The sequence below is a fragment of the Frankia sp. CeRuru1 genome, assembly GCF_977966315.1.
The window spans coordinates 12,462-17,818 of sequence record NZ_CDWWEW010000062.1; the positions used below are offsets into that span (position 1 = coordinate 12,462).

Annotated in this window: 4 protein-coding genes and 1 pseudogene; 1 reads left to right on the forward strand and 4 read right to left on the reverse strand. The window is 70.3% G+C overall.

Going from position 1 to position 5,357, the window contains the following annotated elements:
• A pseudogene (locus AC08OP_RS07160) lies at positions 1-216 on the reverse strand (MBL fold metallo-hydrolase); the annotation flags it as partial.
• A gap of 112 nt (positions 217-328) precedes the next feature.
• A complete protein-coding gene (locus tag AC08OP_RS07165) occupies positions 329-1,108 on the reverse strand; it encodes an SDR family oxidoreductase (RefSeq protein WP_462188681.1) in 780 nt (259 codons plus the stop codon).
• Positions 1,109-1,334: 226 nt separating this feature from the next.
• Between AC08OP_RS07165 and AC08OP_RS07170 the strand changes: the two genes are divergently transcribed.
• Positions 1,335-1,559, forward strand: a complete 225-nt coding sequence (locus AC08OP_RS07170) for a Prokaryotic metallothionein (protein ID WP_476601553.1) — start codon at positions 1,335-1,337, stop codon at positions 1,557-1,559.
• A gap of 204 nt (positions 1,560-1,763) precedes the next feature.
• On the opposite strand, the gene nhaA is transcribed toward AC08OP_RS07170, so the two are convergent.
• The gene (gene nhaA / locus AC08OP_RS07175) at positions 1,764-3,170 is read right to left on the reverse strand and encodes a Na+/H+ antiporter NhaA (RefSeq protein WP_476613468.1); all 1,407 of its coding nucleotides are present in this window, start codon (positions 3,168-3,170) and stop codon (positions 1,764-1,766) included.
• A 108-nt stretch (positions 3,171-3,278) separates the two neighbouring features.
• Entirely contained in the window at positions 3,279-5,129 is a 1,851-nt protein-coding gene (gene argS, locus AC08OP_RS07180) for an arginine--tRNA ligase (protein ID WP_476613469.1), read from the reverse strand.
• Positions 5,130-5,357: the final 228 nt, after the last annotated feature.

Here is a 5,357-nt window from a genome sequence, read left to right on the forward strand (position 1 = left end):
GTAGTGGGTGACGAGCGCGCCGGTGAGCCGCATACCGTCGGCGGCCAGCAGGTTGAGCAGGTCGTCGACCTTGTAGGCGGGATCGACGATCAGGGCCTCGCCGGTCTCGCAGTCGCCCACGAGGTAGACGAAGTTGACCATCTGGGTACCGACCGGATCGCCGACGGCGAAGTCACGGCCGGACAACAGCTGACGGAAGTACAGGCGATCGGTCACCCCGCCAGCCTACGAAGGTCCGGCCCGCGGCGGGGCGGGTTGCTCACCAGGGCTACCTGCGGCGGCCTGACGGCAGACCCCGCGCGCCGGTTGATCGGCCGGCCGTCTGCCGTCAGGCGACCGGGCTGAGGCCGCCGTCGAGGTTGATCGCCGCACCCGTGATGTAGGCGGCCCGCGCGGAGAGCAGGAACGCGACCAGATCGGCGAACTCCTGGGCCCGGCCCACCCGACCGAGCGGGATTCCGGAGGTCCGCCCCATCCGTTCGTACAGCTCGTCGCCCGTGATGTTCTCCCGGGCCGCCGCCCGATCCCACTGCCCGCTCTCCACCAGGCCGATCAGCACCGCGTTGACCCGGATCCGGTCCGGGCCGAGCTCCTTGGACAGGGCCTTGGTGAGCGCGAGGCCCGCGGCCCGGGTGACGGAGGTCGGGGTGGAGCCGGCGCCAGGGGCTCTGGCCGCCACGGACAGTGAGTTCACGATGCCGCCACCGCCCGCGCGCCGCAGGTACGGCAACACCAGCCGGGAGGCCCGGATCGCCGCGTGCAGCTTCAGCTCCAGATCGGCGTTCCAGACCTCGTCGGCCTGCTTCTCGAACGTACCGGCCGCGCTGGCGCCGGCGTTGTTCACCAGGGCGTCCACGGCGTTCCACCGGTCGACGGCGGTGGCGACGAAACGTTCAAGGTCGGTGGTGCTGGTCACATCGGCGGGTACGGCGAGAACCTCGCCACCGCCAGCCTGCGCCTGCTCGGCAACCTTCCGCAGCCGCGTCTCGTCGCGCCCGCAGAAGGCCACCCGCGCCCCCTCGGCGGCCAGCGTCCGCACCAGGGCGGCTCCCAGCCCGTTCGAGCCGCCGGTCACCAGCACTACCTTGCCCGCCAACTGAAGATCCATCCCGCTCCTGTCGCCCCGCTCCGGTCGCAGTTTTTCGATGAGGCATGCCGCCCGGCCCTGACGACCTGGGCAGATACCGGGTGATCGGCCCGCCATTACCATCGATCGACATGATGAACATACCGATGGCGGAAGATGCGATCAGTGCCCATCCGGTCTAACGTCGGGACCGGCGAGAGGGGGCGAGACGATGGCCAGATGTGACACCTGCGGTAACGACTACTGGATGTCGTTCGAGGTGCAGGTCGTGAGTGGCGAGAAATACACCTTTGACTGCTTTGAATGCGCTGTGGCAAAACTCGCCCCTCGCTGCGAACATTGCGACTGTCGCATTATCGGGCACGGCGTCGAGGTATCCGGGCGGTTCTTCTGCTGCGCCCACTGTGCCCGGGTTTCGGACGGCCGCCTCGGCGCCGAGCTCCGCGACACCGTCGGCACGCATCCGGGCTGATCCGGGGCGGGGGCTCTCCTCACGATCCCGGGGTCCGAAGCGGACGGGGAGATCCGGCGCCTGCTGTCAATGGCCCACGACCGGCTGGAGATGGAGGTGTGCTGGCTGTCTCGATTCACCTCGGGCAACCTCCTCGTCGAGGCCGCAACCGGGGACGGGACTTCCTTCGGCCTGCGGGTCGGCGTGAACGTGCCAGTCGTGTCGTCAGTCGACACGGTCGGTCGCCGCCTCGTCCACCTTCCCGTAGCCGTTCTTTTCCACTCCCTCGTAGCCATCCGGGATCCCGTTCCGGTCTAGGTCGGCGGTCTCGGTCCGCTCCAGCTGAGCGTAAGCCTGGTTACGCAGGCGCAGCAGCACGGCCGCCAACAGAGCGGCGATCAGGGAGCCGGCCAGCACGGCGATCCTGACGTGATCGCTACGGGGGGAATCGCTCCCGAACGCCAGCTCCCCGATGAGCAGGGAGACGGTGAACCCGATGCCGCTCAGGATCGCCAGGCCCACCACATCGAGCCAGGCCAGCCCAGCGTCCAGGCTCGCCCCCGTGAAGCGCGCCACCAGCCAGGTCGCGGCGAGGATCCCGACCGTCTTGCCGACGACCAGGCCGAGGATCACGCCCACGGCCGCCCGGTCACTCAACGCCTCGGCTAGACCGTCGAGACCGCCCACCGTCACCCCGGCAGAGCCGAAGGCGAACATCGGCACGGCGATACCGGCCGAAATCGGACGCCAGCGGTGTTCGAAGTGCTCGGCTAGGCCTCGGTCCATCTCGGGAGCACGGGCCCGCTCGCTGCGCAGCACCGGCACCGCAAAGCCCAACAGCACCCCGGCGACGGTGGGGTGCACGCCGGAGGCGTGCACCAGCGCCCAGGTCGCCAGCGCCGGCGGCAGCAGCAGCCACCACGACCGCACCCGCCGCTGCACCAGCACGGTGAACGCCGCCAACGGCACGAGCGCGCCGACCAGGGGCGCGACCGACAGCCGTTCGGTGTAGGCGACGGCGATAATGACGATGGCCACCAGATCGTCGACCACCGCGAGCGTGAGCAGGAAGGTCCGCAACGCGATCGGTAGGTGTCGGCCGATGACCGCCAGTACCGACAGCGCGAAGGCGATGTCGGTCGCCGTCGGGATGGCCCAGCCCCGCAGCGCGCCGCTGCCCAGGTTCACCAACGTGTACAGGACGGCCGGGACGACGACACCGCCGAAGGCGGCGAGCACCGGGACCGCGGCGCGGCGCGGATCACGCAGGTCACCGGCGACGAACTCCCGTTTGAGTTCCAGCCCGGCGACGAAAAAGAAGATCGCCAACAGTCCGTCGGCGGTCCACTCCGCCAGCGTCAGATCAAGGTGGAGGGCGGCGGGACCAACCCGGACGGCCAGCAGCGATCGGTAGGCGTCGGACCAGGGCGAGTTGGCGAGTGCGAGCGCGAGCACGGCGGCGGCGAGCAGGAGCGCCCCGCCGATCGTCTCACCGCGCAGGATGGCGGCGACCCGCTGAGTCTCCGCCCGCGAACCACGGCCGAAAAGCCGGAAACCACGGCGAAACCGGGAGTCCCGGTGAAACCAGAAACTGCGGTGAAACCATGGACTGCGAGGTGGCGGCGGGCCCAAGGCGGTCTCCCAGCATCAGGGGTCGAATCGGACATCGCCGACCAGACTTCCCGGCACACCATGCACATCCGCGTGGATACCAGCTTAACCTGGACCCGCCGGCCGGGCCTACATTCGGTCAGGCGCGGCAATGCCGAGCAGGTCGAGCCCTTGGCGCAGGGTGCGGGCGGTGAGCCGGCACAGGGCGATGCGGTTGGCGCGCAGGGAGCCCGGAGCGGACAGCACCGGGCAGGCCTCGTAGAAGTCAGTGTAGGCCTTGGCGAGATCGTAGAGATAGCCGCAGAGCCGGTGGGGTTCGAGGGCGCGGCTGACGTCGACGAGCGTGTCACCGAAGGCGTCGAGGGTGAGGACGAGCGCCCGTTCGGCGGGATGCGGCGTCAGGGTGGGGTCCACCTCGACCAGGGTATCCGAAGCGCCCGGGACATCCGGGACGTCCGGGACGTCCCGAGTGTCCGGGGTGTCGCCGGCCTTGCGGAGGATCGACTGGATCCGGGTGTGGGCGTACTGCAGGTACACGCCGGTGTTCCCGGTGAACGACACCATCCGTTCGACGTCGAAGGTGTAGTCCTTGGTCCGGGAGGTGGACAGGTCGGCGTATTTAACGGCGCCGATACCGGCCTGCTCGGCGATCAGGTCGAGCTCGGCCGGGTCGAGGCCGGGGGCCTTCTCGGCGACGATGGTGCGGGCCCGTTCCACGGCGGTGTCGAGCAGGTCCATGAGCTTGACGGTCTCGCCGGAGCGGGTCTTGAACGGCCTGCCGTCGGGGCCGAGGACGGTGCCGTAGGAGACGTGGGTAGCCTCGACGTCGTCGGACAGCCAGCCGGCGCGGCGGGCGGCCTCGAAAACGAGCCGGAAGTGCAGGGCCTGGCGGGCGTCGACGACGTAGAGCAGCCGGTCGGCCTTGAGATCGCGGATGCGGTAGCGGATCGTCGCGAGGTCCGTGATGTCGTAGCCGTAGCCGCCGTCGTTCTTGCGGACCATGAGCGGCACGGGCTCCCCGTCCGGTCCGGTCACCTCGGCGGAGAACACGCACAGGGCCCCGTCGCTGCCGGCCGCGATACCCGCGCGCACGAGTTCATCGACGACATCGGGAAGCCAGGGGTTGTAGAAGGACTCGCCCACCGAGTCCTCACTGGTGAGCAGCACGCCGAGGCGGCGATAGATCTCCCCGAAGGCGAACTCGGACTCGGCGACGATGTCCCGCCACTGGCTGACGGTCGCCGCGTCGCCGGCCTGCAACGCGACGACCCGGCGCCGGGCCCGGTCGGCGAAGGCGGGGTTGGCGTCGAAGGTGCTCCGGGCGGCCCGGTAGAGGGTATCGAGTGCCGAGACCGTGGAGGCGCCGGCGGCGAGGTCGTCGTGGTGCCAGGACGCCGCGGGATGCTCGTCGAGGTACTGGATGAGCATGCCGAACTGGGTGCCCCAGTCCCCGAGATGGTTCTGGCGGATGACATCCGCGCCGAGGAAGCCGAGCACCCGGGCCAGGCAGTCCCCGATGATCGTGGTGCGCAGGTGGCCGACGTGCATCTCCTTGGCGATGTTCGGCCCGGAGTAGTCGATGATCGTACGACGGCCCCGCTCGGCCGCGCCGACGCCGAGCCGCCCGGCGGCAAGGCGGGCGGTGACCTGCCGCCACAGCGCGTCATCGGCGAGGGTGATGTTCAGGAAGCCAGGCCCGGAGACGGTGACGTCGGCCACCAGACCGGCGCCGTCGGCGCGCACGGCATCGGCGCGCACGGCATCGGCGCGCACGGCATCAGCGACCGCAGCCGCCAGCTCCCCGGGGCGGCGGCGGGCCCGCCGGGCGAGCGCGAGCGCCGCGTTGGCCTGGAAGTCCGCGTGGTCGGAGCCGCGGACAACCGGGTCGGCGCCGGCGAGTTCCGGCAGCGCCCGGTCGATCGCACCGGCGACGGCGGCCTCGACCTGCCTGCTCAGCGACGGCACCTCATGGTTGCTCACGTTTATGTCCTCCTCCACCGATGTCTCATTGTTCCAGGCGTGGTGACGTTCCAGGCGTGGTGACCGGCGCCGGACGCGCAGCCACCGCAGCGCACGGCCACTGCGGCCGGCCGGGCTGCCTTGACCTCCGCTACAAACCGCACCAGCCCGCGGCGGCAGCTCTCCGGGAGTCCTTCCCCCACCCCGATCACGGGGCTACGGACAGGGTGCCACCGCGCCCGCACACGC

Excerpts from the sequence above, each read along its gene's own strand:
- AC08OP_RS07165 (WP_462188681.1), bottom strand. The coding sequence starts at position 1,108 with ATGGATCTTCAGTTGGCGGGCAAGGTAGTGCTGGTGACCGGCGGCTCG.
- AC08OP_RS07170 (WP_476601553.1), top strand. The coding sequence starts at position 1,335 with ATGTCGTTCGAGGTGCAGGTCGTGAGTGGCGAGAAATACACCTTTGAC.